Source organism: Ruegeria sp. BJ3 (assembly GCF_056535665.1).
The window spans coordinates 66,892-88,525 of the sequence record NZ_JBQFIT010000001.1 but is presented as its reverse complement, the minus strand read 5'-3'; the positions used below and the strand labels follow the sequence as shown (position 1 = coordinate 88,525).

General features: G+C 63.8%; 22 protein-coding genes. 3 read left to right on the top strand and 19 right to left on the bottom strand.

What is annotated here, in order from left to right; translation table 11 throughout:
• Positions 1 to 47: 47 nt before the first annotated feature.
• The 8 genes from ACR3EL_RS00425 to ACR3EL_RS00390 all read right to left on the bottom strand — a co-directional run bounded on the left by ACR3EL_RS00425 (position 48) and on the right by ACR3EL_RS00390 (position 7,956).
• Positions 48 to 1,124 carry a branched-chain amino acid ABC transporter permease gene (locus tag ACR3EL_RS00425; protein ID WP_005979938.1) on the bottom strand — a complete coding sequence of 359 codons (1,077 nt, stop codon included), beginning with the start codon at positions 1,122 to 1,124 and terminating at the stop codon, positions 48 to 50.
• 3 nt (positions 1,125 to 1,127) lie between these two features.
• Positions 1,128 to 1,385, bottom strand: a complete 258-nt coding sequence (locus ACR3EL_RS00420; RefSeq protein WP_170340767.1) for a hypothetical protein — start codon at positions 1,383 to 1,385, stop codon at positions 1,128 to 1,130.
• Between the two features lie 3 nt (positions 1,386 to 1,388).
• On the bottom strand, positions 1,389 to 2,375 hold the full coding sequence (locus tag ACR3EL_RS00415; protein WP_170340766.1) for a branched-chain amino acid ABC transporter permease: 987 nt from the start codon (positions 2,373 to 2,375) through the stop codon (positions 1,389 to 1,391).
• A gap of 29 nt (positions 2,376 to 2,404) precedes the next feature.
• Positions 2,405 to 3,226, bottom strand: coding sequence for an ABC transporter ATP-binding protein (locus ACR3EL_RS00410; RefSeq protein WP_093963943.1), 822 nt, complete (start codon positions 3,224 to 3,226; stop codon positions 2,405 to 2,407).
• Between the two features lie 77 nt (positions 3,227 to 3,303).
• Positions 3,304 to 5,277, bottom strand: coding sequence for an AMP-binding protein (locus tag ACR3EL_RS00405; RefSeq protein ID WP_170340764.1), 1,974 nt, complete (start codon positions 5,275 to 5,277; stop codon positions 3,304 to 3,306).
• 143 nt (positions 5,278 to 5,420) lie between these two features.
• On the bottom strand, positions 5,421 to 5,819 hold the full coding sequence (mutT, locus tag ACR3EL_RS00400; RefSeq protein WP_170340762.1) for an 8-oxo-dGTP diphosphatase MutT: 399 nt from the start codon (positions 5,817 to 5,819) through the stop codon (positions 5,421 to 5,423).
• A 55-nt stretch (positions 5,820 to 5,874) separates the two neighbouring features.
• A complete protein-coding gene (gene argJ / locus ACR3EL_RS00395) occupies positions 5,875 to 7,101 on the bottom strand; it encodes a bifunctional glutamate N-acetyltransferase/amino-acid acetyltransferase ArgJ (protein WP_480719980.1) in 1,227 nt (408 codons plus the stop codon).
• A 6-nt stretch (positions 7,102 to 7,107) separates the two neighbouring features.
• Positions 7,108 to 7,956, bottom strand: coding sequence for a peptidylprolyl isomerase (locus ACR3EL_RS00390; protein WP_480719978.1), 849 nt, complete (start codon positions 7,954 to 7,956; stop codon positions 7,108 to 7,110).
• Positions 7,957 to 8,132: 176 nt separating this feature from the next.
• Here ACR3EL_RS00390 and secA point away from each other — a divergent pair, with 176 nt between their 5' ends.
• From secA to ACR3EL_RS00375, 3 genes are all read left to right on the top strand, one after another.
• Positions 8,133 to 10,838, top strand: coding sequence for a preprotein translocase subunit SecA (gene secA, locus ACR3EL_RS00385; protein WP_480719976.1), 2,706 nt, complete (start codon positions 8,133 to 8,135; stop codon positions 10,836 to 10,838).
• A gap of 100 nt (positions 10,839 to 10,938) precedes the next feature.
• Positions 10,939 to 11,856 (top strand): hypothetical protein, encoded by a 918-nt coding sequence (locus ACR3EL_RS00380; protein WP_480719974.1) that lies wholly within the window; start codon positions 10,939 to 10,941, stop codon positions 11,854 to 11,856.
• Positions 11,857 to 11,880: 24 nt separating this feature from the next.
• Complete coding sequence (locus tag ACR3EL_RS00375) at positions 11,881 to 13,437, top strand: phosphate ABC transporter substrate-binding/OmpA family protein (protein WP_170369016.1); 1,557 nt, start codon at positions 11,881 to 11,883, stop codon at positions 13,435 to 13,437.
• Positions 13,438 to 13,440: 3 nt separating this feature from the next.
• Here ACR3EL_RS00375 and radC read toward each other — a convergent pair whose 3' ends face one another.
• Genes radC through thiD form a run of 11 tightly spaced genes read right to left on the bottom strand, consistent with a single transcriptional unit; the run spans position 13,441 to position 21,596 of the window.
• Complete coding sequence (radC, locus tag ACR3EL_RS00370; protein ID WP_480719972.1) at positions 13,441 to 14,196, bottom strand: RadC family protein; 756 nt, start codon at positions 14,194 to 14,196, stop codon at positions 13,441 to 13,443.
• A 36-nt stretch (positions 14,197 to 14,232) separates the two neighbouring features.
• Positions 14,233 to 14,967, bottom strand: a complete 735-nt coding sequence (locus ACR3EL_RS00365) for an ABC transporter permease (RefSeq protein WP_170363994.1) — start codon at positions 14,965 to 14,967, stop codon at positions 14,233 to 14,235.
• Positions 14,964 to 15,692 (bottom strand): ABC transporter ATP-binding protein, encoded by a 729-nt coding sequence (locus ACR3EL_RS00360; protein ID WP_170361166.1) that lies wholly within the window; start codon positions 15,690 to 15,692, stop codon positions 14,964 to 14,966. The genes ACR3EL_RS00365 and ACR3EL_RS00360 overlap by 4 nt, the downstream gene beginning before the upstream one ends.
• On the bottom strand, positions 15,689 to 16,363 hold the full coding sequence (tenA, locus tag ACR3EL_RS00355; protein ID WP_170361164.1) for a thiaminase II: 675 nt from the start codon (positions 16,361 to 16,363) through the stop codon (positions 15,689 to 15,691). Before tenA ends, ACR3EL_RS00360 begins: the two co-directional genes overlap by 4 nt.
• Positions 16,360 to 17,295 carry an ABC transporter substrate-binding protein gene (locus ACR3EL_RS00350; RefSeq protein ID WP_480719969.1) on the bottom strand — a complete coding sequence of 312 codons (936 nt, stop codon included), beginning with the start codon at positions 17,293 to 17,295 and terminating at the stop codon, positions 16,360 to 16,362. The genes tenA and ACR3EL_RS00350 overlap by 4 nt, the downstream gene beginning before the upstream one ends.
• A gap of 20 nt (positions 17,296 to 17,315) precedes the next feature.
• Entirely contained in the window at positions 17,316 to 18,278 is a 963-nt protein-coding gene (locus tag ACR3EL_RS00345; protein ID WP_170340744.1) for a ThiF family adenylyltransferase, read from the bottom strand.
• A complete protein-coding gene (locus tag ACR3EL_RS00340; RefSeq protein WP_170340742.1) occupies positions 18,275 to 18,871 on the bottom strand; it encodes a thiamine phosphate synthase in 597 nt (198 codons plus the stop codon). Before ACR3EL_RS00340 ends, ACR3EL_RS00345 begins: the two co-directional genes overlap by 4 nt.
• On the bottom strand, positions 18,868 to 19,638 hold the full coding sequence (locus ACR3EL_RS00335; protein WP_480719966.1) for a thiazole synthase: 771 nt from the start codon (positions 19,636 to 19,638) through the stop codon (positions 18,868 to 18,870). The genes ACR3EL_RS00340 and ACR3EL_RS00335 overlap by 4 nt, the downstream gene beginning before the upstream one ends.
• A 2-nt stretch (positions 19,639 to 19,640) precedes the next feature.
• A complete protein-coding gene (thiS, locus tag ACR3EL_RS00330; protein WP_170459510.1) occupies positions 19,641 to 19,835 on the bottom strand; it encodes a sulfur carrier protein ThiS in 195 nt (64 codons plus the stop codon).
• The gene (locus ACR3EL_RS00325; protein WP_480719964.1) at positions 19,819 to 20,796 is read right to left on the bottom strand and encodes an FAD-dependent oxidoreductase; all 978 of its coding nucleotides are present in this window, start codon (positions 20,794 to 20,796) and stop codon (positions 19,819 to 19,821) included. The genes thiS and ACR3EL_RS00325 overlap by 17 nt, the downstream gene beginning before the upstream one ends.
• A complete protein-coding gene (gene thiD, locus ACR3EL_RS00320) occupies positions 20,793 to 21,596 on the bottom strand; it encodes a bifunctional hydroxymethylpyrimidine kinase/phosphomethylpyrimidine kinase (protein WP_170342696.1) in 804 nt (267 codons plus the stop codon). The genes ACR3EL_RS00325 and thiD overlap by 4 nt, the downstream gene beginning before the upstream one ends.
• Positions 21,597 to 21,634: the final 38 nt, after the last annotated feature.

Below are 21,634 nucleotides of genomic sequence, written 5' to 3'. Positions count from 1 at the left end.
CCGATGTTGGTTCGGGCTTTGCGCCCCCTTCTTGATTGGGCCGGTCCCTAGTGCGGGAAAGGCCAGAGTCTCAGTTTCTCCTTGGCGACGCGCCACAGCTGCGCCAGACCGTGCGGTTCTAGGATCAGGAACAGGATGATCAGCCCGCCCACGATCACCAGCTGCAGATGCGCCACGATGTCGGTGGGCCAGCCCAGCATGTCCGCGCCCACGACCTTGAGCACCACCGGCAGCAGGACCAGGAAGGCCGCGCCGGCAAAGGATCCGAAGATCGAGCCCAGCCCGCCGATGATGACCATGAACAGCACCAGGAAGGATTTCTGGATGCCGAAGGCCTCGCCCACCTCGACCGCGCCCAGGTAGATGGCGAAGAATAGCGCGCCTGACACGCCCACGAAGAACGAGCTGACGGCAAAGGCGCTGAGCTTGGCGCGCAGCGGGTTCACACCGATGATTTCCGCGGCGATGTCCATGTCGCGGATTGCCATCCAGGTGCGCCCGGTGGTGCCGCGGGTCAGGTTGCGGGCGATGATCGCGCAGGCGGTCAGGAAGATCAGGCAGAACAGATAGGTCGCCCAGGCCGGCGCGTTGGGGCCGGTGATGATGATGCCGAACACGTCGCGCTCGGGCGCGTTGATCTGCCCCGAGGCCGAATAGTTGTAGAACCACGGCACCCGGTTGAACAGCCACACCAGGAAGAACTGCGCCGCCAGCGTCGCCACCGCCAGGTAGAACCCCTTGATCCGCAGGCTGGGCAGGCCGAACAGCACGCCCACGATGGCGGTGATGCCGCCGGCCAGGATCACATGGATGAACATCGAAACGTCGGGAAAGGCGGTCATCAGCTTGTAGCAGGCATAGGCGCCCACGGCCATGAAACCCCCGGTGCCCAAGGAAACCTGCCCGCAATAGCCCACAAGAATGTTCAGCCCGATCGCCGCAATCGCATAGATCAGGAAGGGCAGCAGCAGCGCGTTGGCCCAATAGTCGTTGATGATGAACGGGATGATCCCGAACGCCACGGCCAGCACCACATAGTAGCGATACCGGTCGAACTTGATCGGGAAAGTCTGATTGTCGTCCCTGTAGGAGGTCTTGAAGTCTCCGGCCTCACGATAGAACATGTCTTACTTTCCCCATTGTTCCTGCGCCCGGTTGCGGGCTTCGGCGTCCAGTTGGTTGGACCGTTTGGCATATCCGCTCGCCTCCGAGGCGCGCACCAGTTTCATGTAGGCCAGAACACCCATCACCAGCCCGGCAAAGGCCAAAAGCGCGGCCACGGTCAGCTGATTGGCGGTCAGATCGTTCGAGGTCAGGGCGATGTACCCAAAGGCCCAGAACCCCGCCCACGCGATCACGTTGATGATGGCGATCAGCTTGGTCATGGCCTACACCCTCTCGATGATCTTCTCGCCGAACAGGCCCTGCGGCCGGAACACCAGGAAGATCAGCGCCAGCACATAGGCAAACCAGTTCTCGGTCGCGCCGCCTACCAGCGGGCCCACGGCGAACTCGAACAGCTTCTCGCCCACGCCGATGATCAACCCGCCGACGATGGCGCCGGGGATCGAGGTGAACCCGCCCAGCATCAGAACCGGCAGCGCCTTGAGCGCGATCAGCGACAGCGAGAACTGCACGCCCGACTTGGTGCCCCACATGATGCCCGCGACCAGCGCCACGAACCCGGCCACCGACCAGACCATGATCCAGATGAAGTTCAGCGAGATACCGACCGACAGCGCGGCCTGATGGTCGTCAGCCACGGCCCGCATGGCGCGGCCCTGCTTGGTGTACTGGCTGAACGCGACCAGTGCCGCCACCAGAAGCGCCGCGATGACCGTCGCCACTATGTCCAGATTGTCGATGAAGAAGCCGTAGCCGAATATGTTGTAGGTGGTCTCGTCGATCCACAGGTTGATGCCTTGCGGCAGACCCACGTCCAGCGTCTTGATCTCGGATCCCCACATCAGGTCAGCCACGCCTTCCAGGAAATAGGCCAGGCCGATCGTGGCCATGAACAGGATGATCGGCTCCTGTCCCACGAGGTGGCGCATGACAAAGCGCTGCACCGCCCAGGCCAGCAGGACCATCACGCCCATCGTCAGCAGAATGGCTAGCAGCGCGGGCACGTTCCAGCCGAAGTAATGAATATGCGTACCGAAGATCGCGTTGATCAGATGGGAGAACGGCACTTGCCCGTTCATGATCCCCACCAGCGTCATCGCCGCAAACAGGGCCATAACCCCCTGGGCATAATTGAAGATCCCCGACGCCTTGTAGATCAGCACAAAGCCCAGCGCGACCAGCGCATACAGCACCCCGGCCATGAGGCCGTTCAGAAAGACCTCCATCGCGAAAATCAACTGATCAGGCATCTGCGCCTCCCCTCAATTCTGTGCGGTGCTCAGTCATGGCTGACCCCCAGATAGGCGTCGATGACTTCCTGGTTGTTGCGCACCTCGTCGGGCGTGCCGTCCCCGATCTTCTTGCCGTAATCCATCACGACCACGCGGTCGCTCAGGTCCATCACCACGCCCATGTCATGTTCGATCAGGGCGATGGTCGTGCCAAATTCGTCGTTCACGTCCAGGATGAATCGGCTCATGTCCTCTTTTTCCTCGACGTTCATGCCGGCCATCGGCTCGTCCAGCAGCAACAGCTTGGGTTCGGCGGCCAGCGCGCGGGCCAGTTCGACGCGTTTCTTCAGGCCATAGGGCAGCCGCGCCACAGGCGTCTTGCGGATGTGCTGGATTTCCAGAAAGTCGATGATCTTCTCGACCGCCTCGCGGTTTTCCACCTCTTCCGCCTCGGCCTTGCCGCGCCAGATCGCCTGCTGCAGAATGTTTGTCTTCATGAAGTTCAGGCGGCCGGTCATCACGTTGTCCAGAACGCTCATGCCTTCGAACAGGGCGATGTTCTGAAAGGTCCGCGCGATGCCCTGTCGGGCCACCTCATAGGGTTTCATCTGCGGGCGTTTCGCCCCGTGGAACCAGACCTCGCCCTCCTGCGGGATGTAGAAGCCGGAAATCACGTTCAGCATCGAGGACTTGCCGGCACCGTTGGGCCCGATGATCGCGCGGATCTCGCCCTGGCGGATGTCGAACGAGATGTCCTTAATCGCCACCACGCCGCCGAACCGCAGGGTGATGTTCTTCATCTCCATCACCACGCCGCCGATCTTGCGGCCATCCTCGGTGACATATCCGTCGTCGGATGCATCCAGCATCGTCTACTCCTCAAACTGCGGGTGAACGGGACGGCGGGCGGGGCGATGGCCGCAGGCCGAGCGGCGCACGACCGGACTCATTCCGCAGCCACCTTCTGATGCGACACCGGCACGACCGGCACGTCGACGATCTGCAGCGTGGCGCTGATCGATCCCTTGCGCCCGTCCTCATAGGTCACCTCGGTCGTGGTCGAGACCGTCTCGGACCCGTCATAGAGCGCGGCGATGATGTCGGCGTATTTGTCCTCGACGAACTTGCGGCGCACCTTTCGGGTGCGGGTGATCTCGCCATCGTCGGGGTCCAGTTCCTTGTGCAGCACCACGAACCGGTGCACCTGGCAGCCTGACAGCATCTCGTCGGCGGCAACCGACTTGTTGACCTCTTCCACATGGCTGCGGATCGTCTCCAGCACCCGCGGATGGCCCGCCAGTTCCTGGTACGAGGCATAGGCGATGTTGTTGCGCTCGGCCCAGTTGCCCACCGCCGTCAGGTCGATGTTGATGAAGGCCACGCAGCGGTCACGCCCATTGCCGAACAGCACCGCCTCCAGGATGTCGGGATAAAACTTCAGCTTGTTCTCGACATATTTCGGCGCGAACATCGAACCGTCGGCCATCTTGCCGACGTCCTTGGCGCGGTCGATGATCCGCAGATGGCCGCTGCTTTCCTCGATGAACCCCGCGTCGCCCGTGGCGACCCAGCCTTCGGGGTCCTTGGTCGAGGCGGTGGATTCGGGGTTCTTGAAGTATTCAACAAACACGCCGGGCGAGCGATAGAAGATCTCGCCATTCTCGGCGATCTTCAGCTCGACGTCGGGGGCCGGAACGCCCACCGTGTCGGCGCGCACCTCGCCGTCGGGCTGGACGGTGATGAACACCGTCGCCTCGGTCTGACCATACAGCTGCTTCAGGTTGATCCCCAGCGAGCGGTAGAAATCGAAAATCTCGGGCCCGATCGCCTCGCCCGCTGTGTACCCGACACGGAACCGGCCATAGCCCAGCGTGTCTTTGAGCGGTCCGTAAACCAGGACATTTCCGATCGCGTATTTCAGGCGATCCATTAGTCCGACCGGGTGGCCGTCCAGGATGCGGCCGCCGACCTTTTTGGCGTGATCCATGAAATAGCGGAACATCCGCTGCTTCATCGGGCTGGCATCCTCCATCCGGATCATCACGTTGGTCAGCTGGGTCTCAAACACGCGCGGCGGGGCGAAGAAATAGGTCGGACCGATCTCACGCAGGTCGGTCATCATCGTGTCAGCGCTTTCGGGGCAATTCACGCAGAACCCGCACCAATAAGCCTGACCGACCGAAAAGATGAAATCGCCCACCCAGGCCATCGGCAGATAGGACAGGATATCCTCGTTCCGGGTCAGGTGGTCGAATTCGGCCGAGTTCTTTGCGCTCTCGATCACGTTGCGGTTCGACAGAACCACGCCCTTGGGCTTGCCCGTGGTGCCCGAGGTATATAGCATCACGCAGGTGTCGTCATAGGTGATTTCGGCGATGCGGCGGTCCAACTCGGCGTCGAGCCGGTGATGCCCAGCGCGCCCCTCGGCCATGATGTCGCTCAGCGCGTTCATCTGGCTGTGGTCGTATTTCCGCATGCCGCGCTTGTCGGTATACAGGATGTGCTTGATCTGGTTCAGGTTGCCCTGGATCTCGATGACCTTGTCGACCTGCTCCTGATCGCCGCAGACCACGTATTTCGCGCCGCAATGGTCCAGCACATAGGCCATCTCTTCAGCGACCGAGTCCTGATATAGCGGCACCGGCACCGCGCCCACCATCTGGGCCGCGACCATCGACCAGTAATGCGCCGGGCGGTTGCGCCCGATCACGGCGATATGGTCGCCCTTTTCAACGCCAATTTCCAGAAATCCCAGCGCCATCGCGCGGATCTCGGTGGCCGTTTCCGCCCAGGTCCAGCACTGCCAGATCCCGAATTCCTTTTCGCGGTAGGCCGGGGCATCCCCGAACTGCGCCGCATTGCGGTTTAGCAGCGCCGGAAGGGAGTGCACCCCCTCGGCGCCCGACTGCGTCTGAGCCAATTCTATCTCTCCTCCCCATCCGGCCCCGGTTTGGGCCGGAACGACGTCGCCGGGTCAGACCCGCGCGCCGCTGCCCCGATTAAGGACAAGGAGGACGATCAGCGTCAACTTTTTCGTGATGTTTTCCGGAATCTTACGAATTGTTACAGCCAGTCCCGCAAAATCGGGATCAATGGAACATCCGCCGCCGGCATCGGATAGTTGCGCAGCTCGTTCGCCCGCACCCATTTCAGCGCCTGACCCTCTTTCGACTGCGGAATGCCCTGCCACTTGCGGCAGGCAAACAGCGGCATCAGTAGATGGAAATCGTCATAGCTGTGGCTGGCAAAGGTCAGCGGTGCAAGGCACGAGGCCCAGGTGTCGATGCCAAGTTCCTCGTGCAATTCGCGGATCAGGGCAGCCTCGGGGGTTTCGCCCGGCTCGATCTTGCCGCCGGGAAATTCCCACAAGCCAGCCATGGCCTTGCCCTCCGGGCGCTGCGCCAGCAGCACCCGCCCATCCACGTCGATCAAGGCGACGGCAGAGACGAGAACCGTTTTCATGGTCGCAATCCCGGACGCAAAATCGGGCTCCACTTTTGCTGGAATTTCTCAGATTTCACGACCGGTAATCCGCGTTGATCTCGATGTATCGGTGGGTCAGATCGCAGGTCCAGACAGTGGCCTTGCCCTCGCCCAGCCCCAGATCGACCGCGATCACCAGTTCCTGGCCCTTCATGTAGGCGGCGGCGTCTTCCTCGCGATAGGTCGGGCTGACCCAGCCTTTTTCGGCCACGAGGATATCGCCGAAGGAAATGCTGAGCGTGTCGCGATCGGCCGCCGCGCCGGATTTGCCGATAGCCATGACGACCCGGCCCCAGTTCGGATCCTCGCCCGCGATGGCGGTCTTGACCAGCGGTGAATTGGCGATGGCTATGCCGTGGACTTTGGCATCGGCGTCCGAGGCGGCGCCGGTCACGCGGATCTCGACGAATTTGGTGGCGCCTTCGCCGTCCTTCACCACCTGATGCGCCAGATCCAGCATCACCGATTCCAGCGCCCGCGCGAAATCGGCATTGCCGGTGGCATCCGCGCCCGACGCGCCGGTCGCGCACAGCAGCAGGCTGTCCGAGGTCGAGGTGTCGCTGTCCACGGTGATGCAGTTGAAGGTCCGGTCGGTCTGCTCGGACAGCATCCGTTGCAGCGCTGATTGGTCAACCTTCGCATCGGTGAAGATATAGACCAGCATCGTCGCCATGTCGGGTGCGATCATGCCCGACCCTTTGGCAATCCCCGCAATAGAGACTGTTTTGCCGTCAATCTCGACCTGCGCGCTGGCGCCTTTTGGGAAGGTGTCGGTGGTCATGATCGCCCGCGCGGCCTCTTCCAGCGCGTCGGCGCGCAGGCCAGCGGTCAGTTCGTCCAGCCGGGCCACGATCCGGTCATGCGGCAGCGGCTCGCCGATCACCCCGGTGGACGAGGTGAACACGCGGTTCTGCGCCACGCCGGTGACCTGCGACACGGCAGCGGTAATCTGCTCGACCGAGGCCCGCCCGTACTGTCCGGTAAAGGCATTGGCATTGCCCGAGTTCACCAGGATCGCCGCCGGCCCGTCACTGGGCCCGCCGATCTTGTCCTGGCAATCCAGCACTGGCGCCGCACGTGTGGCCGAACGGGTGAACACACCGGCCACCGCGGTGCCCGGATCGAGCACCGCCAGCATCACGTCGGTGCGGCCCTGATACCGCACCCCGGCGGCGACGGCGGCGAACCGCACACCGTCGATGACCGGCAGATCAGGAAAGGCCGCAGGGGCCAGCGGAGACACCTTGGTGATCTTGGCCACGCCGGGTCACTCCTGAACCAGGTCCAGCTTGCGGACCACATCCGGGGTCAGGCCCTCGACCTCGGGGCGCTCGACGCTGCCCGCCTGGGTCAGCTCGTCGATCTTGGCCTGAATGGCCTCCTGACGAACGGACTGGGCCAGTTCATCCCGCACCGCCGCAAACTCGGGCGCTTCGGATTTGCGTTTGTCGTTCAGGACCACGACATGCCAACCGAACTGGGTCTGCACCGGGTCCGAGACCTGACCTTTTTCCAGCCCGATCACGGCCTGTTCGAATTCGGGAACCATCTGGCCCTTGCCGAACCAGCCCAGGGCGCCGCCATTGGGACCGGACGGGCCGGTGGATTTCTCTTTGGCCAGCTCGGCAAAATCGGCGCCCTCATCCAGTTGCGCCTTGATCTCCTTGGCCTCGTCCTCGGTCGCGACAAGGATGTGGCTGGCGTTGAACTCGTCCTCGCCCTGGAAGTCCGCGAACTGTGCGTCATAGGCGGCCCGGATCGCGTCGTCGGTCACCTGGGCATCGGTGATCTGGTTCACCGTCTGCACCGCCTTCAGCGAGCGCTCTTCGTTGGTCAGCATCAGCGCGTTCAGGCGGGTCAGCTCGTCCTGCTCCTGGCTGAGCAATTGTTGCTGGATCAGCTGCTCGACGATGAACTGGTACAGGACCTCGTCTTCCAACTGCTGATATTGCGGCGGCAGGCCAGCCGCGGTGGCAATCACGTGACCCAAAGTGATCTCGTCGCCGTTGACGCGCGCCACAACCGTATCGGCAGAGGGTTCGGTTTCAGCGGCGACAGGCAGGGCCATCATGGCCGCAAGAGCCAGCGATGGCAGAAAAGTGAGACCTTTGGGCATGAATTCATCCTATATTCTGGCCGCGACAGGGCGTGGCGTTGACACTCTGGAACCTGCCGCTTACATCGCTTGCAGCCTTTGACAGGACCATCTTTTCCTCCCAGCTATCTATGGGTTGCGCGCAAGGTGGGCAAGCCTGTCGCAACCAAGACAAGAAAAGATCCGCTGGAGTGAACATGCTGGGACTCGGTACGCTTGCCAAAAAGGTGTTCGGAACACCGAACGACCGCAAGATCAAGGCAACCCGCCCGCTGGTCGAAAAGATCAACGCGCTGGAGCCGGAGTTCGAAAAACTCTCGGATGACGATCTGAAAGCCAAGACCGAAGAGCTGCGCAAGCGGGCCAACGAGGGCGAGGGCCTGGATGACCTGCTGCCCGAGGCTTTCGCCAACGTTCGTGAGGGCGCCAAGCGCGCGCTGGGTCTGCGGGCCTTTGACGTGCAGCTCATGGGCGGCATCTTCCTGCATCAGGGCAACATCGCCGAGATGAAGACCGGCGAAGGCAAGACCCTGGTCGCTACCTTCCCGGCCTATCTGAACGCACTGACCGGAAAGGGCGTGCATATCGTCACGGTCAACGAATACCTGGCAAAGCGTGACGCCGAATGGATGAGCAACGTGTTCGGCGCGTTGGGTATGACCACCGGCGTGATCTGGTCGGGCCAGCCCGATGCCGAGAAAAAAGCGGCCTATGCCTGTGACATCACCTATGCCACCAACAACGAGCTGGGCTTCGACTATCTGCGCGACAACATGAAGGCGGATCTGAACGAGGTCTACCAGAAGCACCACAATTTCGCGATCGTGGACGAGGTCGACTCGATTCTGATCGACGAGGCACGGACCCCGCTGATCATCTCGGGTCCATCTCAGGACCGGTCCGATCTGTACACGGCCATTGACGGTCTGATCCCGTCCCTGCAGGACGATCACTATACGATCGACGAGAAGTCCCGCAGCGTGACCTTCACCGATGAAGGCAACGAGTTCCTTGAAGAGCAGCTGCACGCCAGTGGCCTGCTGCCCGAGGGCCAGTCGCTGTACGACCCCGAAAGCACCACGGTGGTGCACCACGTCAACCAAGGCCTGCGCGCGCACAAACTGTTCCAGCGTGACAAGGACTACATCGTGCGCGACGGCAACGTGGTTCTGATCGACGAATTCACCGGGCGCATGATGCCGGGCCGCCGTCTGTCCGAAGGCCTGCATCAGGCGATCGAAGCCAAGGAAGGCGCGCCCATCCAGCCCGAAAACGTGACTTTGGCCAGCGTGACTTTCCAGAACTATTTCCGCCTCTATGACAAGCTGGCCGGCATGACCGGTACCGCCCTGACCGAGGCCGAGGAATTCGCCGAAATCTATGGCCTGGGCGTGGTTGAAGTGCCGACCAACAAGCCGATCGCCCGTGTCGACGAGGATGATCAGGTCTATCGCACCGCGGCCGAGAAATACGCAGCCATGATCGAAGAGATCAAGAAGGCCAACGCCAAGGGCCAGCCGGTTCTGGTGGGCACGACCTCGATCGAGAAGTCCGAGATGCTCAGCGAGATGCTGACCCAGGAAGGCATCAAGCACAACGTCCTGAACGCCCGCCAGCACGAGCAGGAGGCCCAGATCGTGGCCGAGGCCGGGCGTCTGGGCGCGGTAACCATCGCCACCAACATGGCCGGCCGCGGCACCGACATCCAGCTGGGCGGCAACGTTGAAATGAGCGTCATGCAGGCGCTGGCCGAGAACCCCGAGGCCGACCCAGCCGAACTGCGCGCCCGGGAAGAGGCGCGTCATGCGGAAGAAAAGCAAAAGGTGCTGGAGGCCGGCGGTCTGTTCGTTCTGGCCTCGGAACGCCACGAAAGCCGCCGCATCGACAACCAGCTGCGCGGCCGCTCGGGCCGTCAGGGCGACCCGGGCCGCACCGTGTTCTTCCTCAGCCTGGAAGACGACCTGATGCGCATCTTCGGCTCGGAACGGCTGGACAAGGTTCTGACCACCCTGGGCATGAAAGAAGGCGAAGCGATCGTCCACCCTTGGGTGAACAAATCGCTGGAGCGCGCGCAGGCCAAGGTCGAAGGCCGCAACTTCGACATGCGCAAGAACGTTCTCAAGTTCGACGACGTGATGAACGATCAGCGCAAGGTGATCTTCAACCAGCGACGCGAAATCATGTCGACCGACGATCTGTCCGAAATCGTTTCGGACATGCGCGAACAGGTCATCGACGATCTGATCGACCAGTACATGCCGCCCAAAACCTACGCCGACCAGTGGGACACCGACGGGCTGCACGCGGCCCTCAAGGAAAAGCTGAACATTGATGTTCCGGTGCAGGAGTGGGCAGCCGAGGATGGGGTCGATGACGACGTGGTTCGCGAGCGCCTGATCAAGGCCACCGACGAGATGATGGCCCAGAAGGCCGCCGCCTTCGGCCCCGAGAACATGCGCAACATCGAAAAGCAGGTGCTGCTGCAGACCATCGACAGCAAGTGGCGCGAGCACTTGCTGACCCTGGAACATCTGCGCTCGGTCGTGGGCTTCCGCGGCTACGCCCAGCGCGATCCGCTGAACGAATACAAGACCGAAAGCTTCCAGCTGTTCGAGAACATGCTCGACAGCCTGCGCGAAACGGTTACCCAGCAACTGGCCCGCGTCCGCCCGCTGACTGAAGAAGAGCAGCGCGAGATGCTGGCGCAGATGCAGGCGCAGCAGGCCCAGATCAAGAAAGCCGCCGAACAGGCCGAAGCGGTGGCCGAGGCGCAGGCCTCAGGCGATGCGCGGCCCGGCTTTGTCGAGGACGACCCGTCAACCTGGGGTAATCCGTCGCGCAACGATCCCTGCCCCTGCGGGTCCGGCAAGAAGTTCAAGCACTGCCATGGTCGGCTTGCCTGATCCGGTCAGATTCCCGACATAATGAGTCCGCGTCGCGGCCACATATTGGCCGCGATTGTTAAGCACTCTCCGACTCGCTCCTTCAACTGGGGAGGGTGTCTTGTTTGTAATTCGGAACTACGTGACCACAGGTGGCACGGTCGCATGCGCCTTGGCCATCGGCTACCTGATGCAGAACGGACCGGCCTCGCAGCCGGACGTGCAGGAAACACGTCAAGCGATGATCCAGCCGTCTGGAGAAGGCACCGTGATTGCCGGGTTGGAAGGTATCGTTCTGACTTCGGCGACGCCGAATGCGTCCACGGCCCCCGAACCCTCGGCCAAGGTTCCGCCCCGGGCTGAGCCTGCCGTTCCTCAGGCGCAGGTCAACTGCGATCTCCGGGCCCGCGCAATGGCGGCTCCCAACGCGACAGCACGTTTGACCCTGAAGGCCCCCTGCAACCCCGATGAAACCGTCGAGCTGCACCACAGCGGCATGACGTTCAGCGCCCGTACCGACACGGATGGTCGTCTGGACCTGTCCATTCCCGCCCTGTCGGAATATGCCATTTTCCTGATCTCGTTCAAAAACCAGCGCGGCACTGTCGCCACCACTCACATTCCTGATTTTTCAGACTATGACCGGGTTGCGCTGCAATGGATGGGGGACACCGAATTGCAACTGCACGCGTTGGAGTTCGGTGCATCCTATGGCGAGGCCGGGCATGTCTGGTCGAACGCCGGCAGCTCCGGCACCGGGCAGGTTGTCCACTTCGGCATGGCCGGCGAGCGCAATGTCGAGATCTATTCGATCCCCCGCAACGCGGCCGACGCAAATGGCACCGTCGCCCTGAGCGTCGAGGCCGAATTGACTCCCCGGAATTGTGGACAGGACCTGGATCTGCAAGTGCTCGAGTTGCTGGACGATCAGGGGCTGCGGTCGCGAGAGCTGTCGATCACCCTGCCGGCCTGCGACAGCGGACAGGACTTTCTGGTGTTGAATAATCTGTTCCAAGACCTGACAATCGCCGCAAAGTAACGGCAGGCAGGTCAACAGGTCTTTATGAAGTATCTTCGCGCGACGATGACGGTGTTGTCGTTGATGGCTGGCGCTTCAGGCGCCCTCGCTCAGGACATCACGCTGACCTCGCATGACGGCAAGGTCGAGATCACCGGGAACCTGTTGGGGTTTGATGGTGAGTTCTACCGTGTGGACACCCAGTTCGGCGAACTGACGGTGGATGGATCCGGCGTTACCTGCGACGGTCCGGCTTGCCCAAACCTGATCGACTTTGTGGCCGAAGTGCACTTCTCTGGCGCATCGGTGATGGCCGAATCCCTACTTCCGGCGTTGATCGAAGGCTTTGCGCAACGAGAAAACCTGAACGTGCTAAGCGAAGGCACAGACCATGCGCAGCTTGTCTTTGCCCTGACGCAGCCGGATCGGACCGCCCCTTTGGCGCGGTTTTTCCTGCGCGTTTCGGACACCGATCGCGGTTTTGCCGATCTGACCGCCGATCAGGCAGACATCGCTTTGGCGATGCGCGAAATCCGCCCGCAGGAGGCCGCGGCGGCGCAAGAAAACGGTCTGGGCGACCTGTCCCGACCGCGCCGGTCGCGGGTGGTGGCGCTTGGCGCGCTGGTGCCGGTGGTCTCATTGGACAATCCGATCCAGCAGATCTCGGTTTCGGACCTGGCGCGGGTCATAAATGGCGAGGTCGCCAACTGGGCACAGCTCGGTGGCCCGGATGCCCCCATCGCCGTTCATCTGCCGGATGTGACAACCGGCGTTGGTCAGGCCGTACAAGACCAGGTGATGCAGCCAGCCGGTGTGCAGGCGCATGAGGCCGTGATCCGCCACACCCGCAGCGCGGAACTGGCAGCAGCGGTTGCGCGCGATCCCTTCGCACTCGGTATCGTCAGCCACGCTGACCCGCAAAACGTGCGCAGTCTGCCGCTGGCCGGCGGATGTGGTCACGCACTGCGCGCCACGCGCGCCGCCATCAAAACCGAGGACTATCCGCTGACCCTGCCGATGTTCCTGTATCTGCCGCAGCGGCGCCTGCCGAAGATCGCCCGCCAGTTTCTGGCCTATGTCCAAAGCCCCGAGGCACAGATGGTCATCCGGCAAGCCGGTTTCGTCGACCAGTCCCACGAACTGGTACGTCTCGGGCTTCAGGGCGACCGGTTGGCCAACGCCATCACCTCGGGTGGGTCCGAGGTGGGGCTGGAAGAGCTGCAACGGATGATCGAAACTCTGCGCCCGCTGTCGCGCCTGTCGGTGTCTTTCCGGTTCGAGCCGGGATCGTCGCGGCCAGACGCGCAGTCGCGGTCGAACATCCTGCAAATGGCGCAGGCGCTTGAATCGGGCCAGTATGACGGGCGCAAACTGGTCTTCGTCGGTTTCAGTGACGGAGACGGTGCTGCGGAAACCAATGCCCGCATCGCCTTGCGGCGCGCACAGACAGTGCGGAACGCGATCCTTGCCGCGATCGAGACCGCAGTCCCCGAAACCGTCGCGATCGCCGTCGAAGGTTTCGGTGAAGCCATGCCCATGGCCTGCGACGACACGGAATGGGGCCGCAAGGCCAACCGTCGTGTCGAAGTCTGGGTGCGCTAGCGGTCAGAGATAACCTTCCGAGCGGAAGCTCAGCTCGGTCGATTTGCCGATGATCAGGTGGTCGTGCAAGGTCAGCCCCAGTGCAGCGCAGGCATCGTTGATGCGGTTGGTCATGTCGATATCCGATTGCGAGGGGGTCGGATCGCCCGACGGATGATTGTGCACCAGGATCAGCGCCGAGGCGTTCAGCTCCAACGCGCGTTTGGCGACCTCGCGCGGGTAGACGGGTACGTGATCGACGGTACCCTTGGCCTGCTCCTCATCCGCGATCAGCACGTTCTTGCGGTCCAGATAGAACACGCGGAACTGCTCGATCTCGCGATGCGCCATGGTGGTGTGGCAATAGTCCAGCAGCGCGTCCCAGCTGGAAATCACATGCCGCTGCATCACCCGGGCGCGGGCCATGCGATGGGCGCAGGCCTCGAGGATCTTGAGGTCGGTGATGACCGTATCGCCCACGCCCTTGATCTGACGCAGGCGTTCCACAGGGGCGGTCAGCACCCGGTTGAAATCGCCGAATGTATCCAGCAGCAGCCGCGCCAGCGGTTTCACGTCCTGCCGGGGGATCGAGCGGAACAGGACCAGTTCCAGCAACTCGTAATCCGGCATCGCCCCGGCGCCGCCCGACATGAACCGTTCACGCAGGCGCTTGCGGTGGTCCTTGATATACGAGGGCAGCCGACCCGTGGGCAGCGGCGTCACCGGCGCTTCGTCAGTTTCGAACAGCGATGGGGCTTCGGCAAAAGCGTCCTTGGTCATGCGCCCATGATTGCCCCAGAATCGGTTTCCGAATGGTTAACGCGCCTCACCGGCCATGCGGGCCGTGGCGCGGCGCACGGCCAGATGCAGCAGGATCGAGAACACCCCCAGCGTCAGCATCGCAGCGAACATCAGGTCGGTCTTGGCGCGACCATTGGCCAGCAGCATCAGGTATCCCAGCCCCTGCGACGAGCCGACCCATTCGCCGATCACCGCCCCGATCGGGGCATAGACCGCCGCCAGCCGCATCCCCGAAGCCAGCGAGGGTAGCGCCGCCGGGATGCGGATATGCCACAACACGCTGCGCGGGCTGGCCTGCATGGTGCGGGCCAAGTCCAGATAGCCGGACGGCGTGCGCATCAGCCCGTCGAAAAACGACGAGGTGATGGGGAAATAGATGATCAGCACCGCCATCGCGACCTTGGACCACAGCCCATAGCCCAGCCACAGGGTCAGCAACGGTGCCAACGCAAAGACCGGCAGCGCCTGGGTGAACACCAGCATCGGCTGCACCAGCACTCGCGCAGCGCGGGAATTGGCTAGCTGCAGCGCGGTGACGACGCCCAGCACGGTGCCGCAGGCCAAACCGATCAGCACCTCGATGGCGGTGATCCAGGTGTGTTCGGCGATCAGCCAGCGGTTCTGCCACCAGGTCTCGGCCACCAATGCCGGGCCGGGCAGGATGAATTTCGGCAGGCCGGTCAGGGTGACGATCGCTTGCCAGAGGACCAGCGCAAACAGCGTCGCGGCAAGGGCCGAGAGCGTCTTCATGCCACCTCCTCGCGCAGCAGTTTCAGCAGCGCGCCCTGCGTCTCCAGCGTTTCCAGATCGTCCACCTTCCGCGGCACCGGCGCGTGAGGCGGTTGGCATGGGGTCAGGCCGTGTCGCGTCATCACCATGATCGACTGGCCCAGACGCGCGGCCTCGGCCGGGTCATGGGTAACCAGCAGGACGGTCCGTCCCTGCAAAGCCTCGGCAGCCAGATCCTGCATGTCGGCGCGGGTGCGCGCATCCAGCGCCGAGAACGGCTCGTCCAGCAGGATGATCGGCTTGTCTTCCATCAGGGTCCGGGCCAATGCCACCCGCTGACGCTGCCCGCCCGACAGTTCCGAGGGCTTCTTGGCCATGTGATCCTGCAGCCGCATCCGTTCGATCAACCGGGCGCGGCGGTCCTGATCGACCCGTTCGCCGCGCAGGCGCGCGCCCAGCGCCACGTTCTGCGCGACCGTGGCCCAGGGCAGCAGCAGATCGTCCTGCGCCATGTAGGCCACACGCTCGGCCACCGGCAGCCCGTCGCTGGCGCGGATCTCGCCGGTGAACTCGGCCCCCGTCGCCAACCCGGCGATCAGGCGCAGAACCGTGGTCTTGCCGACCCCCGATCCGCCCAGCAGACAGGTCCACTGCCCGGCCTTCAGCGACAGGGTCAGCGGCGCGAACAGAGGCGCGCCGTCGATACTAGCCTGTCCGCTGATGGTCAGATCGGGGGGCGGGGTCATGGGGTCAGACCCATCTGCCAGAAATTCACCTCGAGCTCAGTCGCGGTGCGGAAGGTCTGGCACAGGCGATCCCAACGCGGTGTGGTACGGAAATCCGCCCCAAGTCGCCTTATTAGAGCCGAATCCAGCAGTTCACCCACAGCCTGACAGGCTTCCTGATATTCACTGCTGGAATAGGCGTCGATCCAATCGCGGTAGGTGTCCGAGGCGGCCTCGGCCGCCAGCCGTGTGCCGATTTCCCCGTATCCCATTACGCAGGGCGCCAGCGCCGCCAGCAGATCCAGCAGATCACCGCTGTAGCCGGCCTCGAGTACATAGCGTGTATAGGCCAGGTTCTCGGGGCGTTCGGGCGTGGCGAACAGCTCGTCCTGGCTGATGCCCTCGGCCTCGCAAATGCCGATATGCAACTTCATCTCTTCGCTGATCAGACCGCTCACCGTGCGCGACGCGGCCAGCATCTCGGCATGGGTTTCCGATTTCACCACCGCCAGCGCCCAGGCGCGCGAGAAATGGATCAGGAACACGTAATCCTGCCGCAAATAATGCAGAAACGCCTCGCGCGGCAGGGTGCCGTCCTTCAGCCCCTCGACAAAGGCGTGGCGGGTATAGTCCCGCCACGGCCCCTGCGCCGCATCGCGCATCAGTGCGAAGGCTTTGCCATAGTCGCTCATTGCGCGGTCACGTCGATGGTGATGTCGCTGACCGGGTTGATGCTGTCGATCATGCCGGAGTCTTTCAGAAAGGCCTCGAACCGGGCATAGCGGCCGGCGTCAAAGCCTGCAGGGCGCAGCGCGAAACGCGGCAGCGTGTCGACCCAGGCGCGGGCGTTCAGCTCGTCCTGCAGCTCGGGCGAGGTGGCGGCGAAGATCTCCCAGCTTTTTTCCGGGTTGTTCACGATATACTGCGTGGCCTTCTCGGTTGCGGCCAGAAAGCGGGCAATCATGTCCTTGTCCATCGTTTCGGGGTTGGCCACATAGATCAGCTCGTCATAGGGAGGCACGCCTTCTTCCTCGATGTAGAAGCAGCGGCCCGGAACGCCTTCGATGTCCATCTGGTTCAGCTCGAAATTTCGGAAGGCGCCGATCACGGCATCCACCTGCCCCGTCATCAGCGACGGCGACAGCGAGAAGTTGACGTTGATCATCTCGATATCGTCCAGCGACACGCCATGCGCGTTCAGCATCGCGGTCAGGATCGCCTCTTCGACACCGGCGACCGAAAAGCCGACCTTCTTGCCCTTGAGGTCGGCCAGAGATTTGATCGGGCCATCCTCAAGCACCAGAAGGCAGTTCAGCGGCGTGGCGACCAGCGTCCCGACCCGTTTCAGCGGCAGGCCTTCGTGTATCTGCAGATGCAGCTGCGGCTGGTAGGACACGGCCAGATCGGCCTGACCGGCGGCCACAAGGCGCGGCGGGGCCGACGGATCGGCGGGCGGGACGATTTCGACCTCAAGCCCTTGTTCGGCGAAATAGCCGTTTTCCTGCGCCACGATGATCGGGCCGTGGTCGGGGTTCACGAACCAGTCCAACAGGACGGTCATCTTGTCCTGTGCCCAGGCAGGCGCGGCGGCCACCAGGGCAATGGCGGTGATCAGCTTCTTCATGGTCTGCGTTTCCTTTTGCTTCACGACGTTGCGGCGGCGACCAGAACGATCCGGCCGCGCCAATGGGGGTGGAGTTCCTCGGCCGCGCGCCAGGCGCGTAGCCCGGTGGCACAGCAGAGAGCCAGCGTTTTGTCTTTGTTAGGGCCTGTTTTCAGCGCGTCGACCGTCAGGCGGCGGAAGTTAGGGTGGATCGGCTGGGGGGCCTCATCGACGCTGCGCAGATCGACGATCAGGTCGTCCGGAGTCAGCTGCGCGGGCGCGACAAAGGGAAAATGGCTGTCGGGTTCCGGCGCGGTGTCAAAGCGGAAACCGCTGCTGGTGCAACTGCGCCCGTCCACCTGCACCATCTGGCCCAGCGGCGAGGGATCGAGGCTCAGGATCACGCCCAGCGCCATCTGCGCCTGCATCGCGCCGATCATCGCCACGACCGGTCCCAGAACGCCTGCGGTGGCGCAACTGGCCCCGCTGTCGGGCGCGTCGGGGAACACCGCGCGCAGGGACGGCGCGCCGCCGCAAAACCCGCCGACATATCCGGACAGGCCCAGAACCGAGGCGGTGATCAGCGGCTTGCCCTGCGCCAAGCAGGTATCCGAAAGCGTATAACTGGCCGCGTAGCTGTCGGCGCAATCCAGAACCAGGTCGACCTCGGCCACCAGATCAGCAGCAATTGCCGGTGTTAGACCCTGTTTTCGCGCTTCAACGGTGATCTCACCATTCAGCGCCCGACAGCGTTCGGCGGCCGCTTCGGCCTTGGGGCGGCCGCAATCGGACTCGGCAAACAGCGTCTGGCGATGCAGGTTCGACAGGTCCACCGTATCGGGATCGACGATGGTCAGATGCCCCACCCCGGCCCCGGCCAGCAGCGGCAGCACGGGCGCGGCCAGCCCCCCGGCGCCCACAACAAGAACCCGCGCGCGGGCAAGGCGGTTCTGCCCCTCGGCCCCGACCTCGGGCAGGATCATCTGGCGGGCGTAGCGGCTCATCGCGTGACCTCGATCCACTGGCGCACCCTGCCTTCGGGGTCGGGGTTCAGGGTGATGTCGGTGACGACGGAGACGATGTCGGCCCCGGCCTGAAACACGCCCGGCGCGCGCTCGACGCTCATGCCGCCGATGCCGACCAGGGGGATGTCGCCCACGCGCCGTTTCCACTCGGTCACACGCGGCAGGCCCTGTTGGTGCCATTTCATCTTTTTCAGGATGGTCGGGTAGACCGGCCCCAAAGCCACATAGTCCGGGTCCATCGCCAACACGCGCTCAAGCTCGTCATCGTCATGGGTCGAAACGCCCAGTTTCAGGCCGGCCTTGCGGATGCCATGCAGGTCGGCGGCGTCCAAATCCTCCTGCCCCAGGTGGATCCAGTCGCAGCCCGCGTCGATGGCGGCCTGCCAATAGTCGTTCACCACAAGCACCGCACCGTGGTCGCGGCACAGGGCCTGGGCGGTGGCGATCTCCGCGCGCACCACCGCGTCGGGCTGATCCTTGATGCGCAGTTGCACCAGTTTCACGCCCAGGGGCAGCATCCGCCACAGCCAATCGGCATGATCGAAGATCGGGTAGAAGCGGTCGAGCGTCATGACAGAAAGGCCTTTCCGATCACCGGGGTCGAGGCTTCGGCCATGTCGCGCGGCTCGATCGGGTCGGCCTGATGCGCCAGTTGCCCGGCCTGCACCGCCAGCGCCATGGCCTGCGCCATCGCCACCGGATCGCCGGCCCGAGCAACGGCGGTGTTCAGCAGAACCGCGTCATAGCCCAGCTCCATCGCGTGGGCGGCGTGGCTGGGCAGGCCGATGCCCGCATCCACCACCAGCGGCACATCGGGAAACTCCGCCCGCATCGCGCGCAGGGCGTATTCGTTGTTCAGGCCCCGCCCCGACCCGATCGGCGCGCCCCAGGGCATCAGCACCTGGCACCCGGCCGCCAGCAGACGTTCGGCCACGATTAGGTCTTCAGTGGTGTAGGGAAACACCTGGAACCCTTCGTCGGTCAGAATGCGCGCGGCTTCGACCAGTTGGAACACGTCGGGTTGCAGGCTGTCGGTGTGGCCGATCAGTTCCAGCTTGATCCACGGTGTGTCGAACACCTCGCGCGCCATGTGGGCGGTGGTGACGGCCTCTTTGACCGTGTGACAGCCGGCGGTGTTGGGCAGGATCAGCACGCCCAGATCGCGGATCATCGACCAGAAGGCCTGACCGGCCCCACCGGCGCCCTCGCGCCGCAACGAGACGGTGGCGACACCCGCGACGCTGGCCCGGAACGCCTGTTCCAGGATCGCCGGGCTGGGATATTGCGCGGTGCCCAGCATCAGCGGGTTGGGCAGTTCGGTGCCGTAAAACGTCTTCATCTTCATCCCCCCTGCATCGGTGCGACGACCTCGACCCGGTCGCCCTCGGCCAGATTGTGCGCGATGCGCAGGCTGGAGGGCACGAATTCTTCGTTCACCGCGGTGGCGACGCGGCCGGAAAAGCCGCATTCGGCCAGCAATTCGCCAAGGGTTTCGGCGCGCACCTCGCGCGGCTCGCCGTTAAGCACGATCTTCATCGACCATCTCCGAATGTGTGTCGTTCAGCGCCAGATCGGCCACGCCCCGGGCCAGCGCCGGGGCCAGCAGGTAGCCGTGGCGATACAACCCGTTGGCATAGATCGTCCGCCCCAGCCGGCGGATCCGCGGCAGGTTGTCGGGAAAGGCCGGGCGCAGATCGACCCCGATTTCCAGCACCTCGGCCTCGCCAAAGGCCGGGTTCAGCGCATAGGCCGCGCTGAGCAGTTCCAGCATCGAGCGCGCGGTGATCCGGCTGCTGTCCTCGGATTCGATCATCGTGGCGCCCAGCATGTAGATGCCCTCGCCCCGCGGTACGACATAGAGCGGCATCCGGGGATGCAACAGCCGCACGGGCCGGGTCAGGGTCACGTCGGGGCAGCGGATCACCAGCATTTCCCCCTTCACACCGCGCAAATCATGCAGGATGTCGCGCGCGTGCAGGCCCCGGCAGTCGATGGCGTTGTCCAGCCGCGACGGGGCCAGCTTGCGGTGGAATTCGACCCCCTTGTCCTGCAAACCGCGATAGAGGTCCTGCAGCGCGCGGCGAGGGTCCAGATGCGCCTCGTCGGTGAAGAACAGACCTTGGGAAAACCCGTGCAGATCAGGCTCTAATTCGAAGATTTTCGCTTGATCGACCTGCATGAATCCCTCGGTCCGGCGGGCAAAGCGGCGCAGGTCGGGCAGGTCGCGCGTGTTGGCCACGACCAGCGTTCCCTGCCGCGCGACCGGGGTGCGGGCCGCCCACCAGTCGATCGCCTGCTGCCCCAGCCTCAGCACCGGTTCCTCGGCATTTTCATATTCGCACCACGGCGCCAGCATGCCGCCGGCCCACCAGGAACACCCATGCGCACCGGGCGGCCCGCCCGGATCGAACACCTGTACCTGCGCGCCCCGCGCCACCAGTTCCGAGGCCACGGCCAAGCCGGCGACGCCGGCACCTATGACCGACCAGACCGTCACGCCGGCCATACCCGGTGGAAATGATGTACCGGCCCGTGGCCCGAGCCGACCTGCAACTCATCCGCGCGGGTGATCGCGCCTTGCAGGTAGTCATGCGCCTGCGCCACCGCATCGACCAGAGGCAGCCCCTTGGCCAGACCGGCCGCGACGGCCGAGGACAGGGTGCATCCGGTGCCGTGGGTGTTGCGCGTGTCCTGACGGGGCGCGGTAAATTCACCGATGACGCCGTTCTGATCGATCAGCAGATCATGGCAGGTATCGCCCTTGCCGTGTCCGCCTTTCATCAGGACGGCCCCAGCCCCCAGGGTGCACAGGTCATGGCCCTGCGCGACCATCTCCTCGGGCGTTTCGGCGACCAGCCGGTCCAGCAGACAGGCGGCCTCGGGCAGGTTCGGGGTCAGGACGGTGGCGCGGGGCAGCAGCACCTCGCGCAACGTTTGCACCGCCTCGCGCGCCAGCAGGGCATCGCCCGATTTGGCGATCATCACCGGGTCCAGCACGATGGGCCCGGCAAAGCCGGACAGGCCGTCGGCGACGGTTTGGATGATCTCGGGCGTGGCCAACATGCCGATCTTGACCGCGCGCACGTCCAGATCGGACAGAACCGCGTCGATCTGCGCGGCGATCACGTCCAGCGGGATACCATGCACAGCGGTGACCGCCTGCGTGTTCTGGGCGGTGACCGCGGTGATGACACTGGCACCGAACACACCCAGCGCCGACATCGCTTTGAGATCGGCCTGAATACCGGCCCCTCCGCCGCTGTCGGATCCTGCGATGGTCAAAGCGATATGCGCCATGTCGCTCCCTTCTTGCATGTGGGGCAACGCGGGCATGG